Consider the following 524-nt stretch of genomic DNA (forward strand, 5'->3'; position numbering starts at 1 on the left):
GTCCAACGGTGCCTGTGTTGACTAAGTTTTCGACCCAACGCTTAGTTGTAGCATCATAATCATTCACAGGGTCGCCAGAGAGCGGCGTTGAACCTTGTGGGCGAATATTCAACCACGCTTGCGCATTATCCCCTGAGCCTGTTCCGCCCATGGAAGTTGGAACAATGTCTTGATCAGCAACAGAACCAAACCCGAATGCTGTTTTCATTCCCTGAACGGTCGTTTGCCCCGTTCCGCCGTTGGCAATTGGAATTACATCCTTATCTGTATATATTTTGCGCCACTGAAACCAAGTCTGAGATTCAGCAGAGTAGGCGCGCGCATATATTATTCCACTATCCCAAACGGAATATCTTTGAACGCAAGATTCAGTCAACACTCCTGTTTGCAACACTTCTAAAACCCCACCCTTCTGAACAGGATAAGTTAAAGAAGGTGAAGCATTCGCATCCCCCTCCGGAAAAGACTGACCGAACCATGAACCAGTCAAAGCAAAAAGGTTTATCCCAGACGGGATTGCTCCA

1 protein-coding gene is annotated in these 524 nt (G+C 47.5%); it reads right to left on the reverse strand.

The features are described 5' to 3' along the window. A partial coding sequence (locus tag Y887_RS20870) for a pyocin knob domain-containing protein (protein ID WP_162199187.1) occupies nt 1–524 on the reverse strand: 524 nt, incomplete at both ends.

The sequence above is a fragment of the Xanthomonas pisi DSM 18956 genome (genome assembly GCF_001010415.1).
GTDB lineage: Bacteria > Pseudomonadota > Gammaproteobacteria > Xanthomonadales > Xanthomonadaceae > Xanthomonas > Xanthomonas pisi.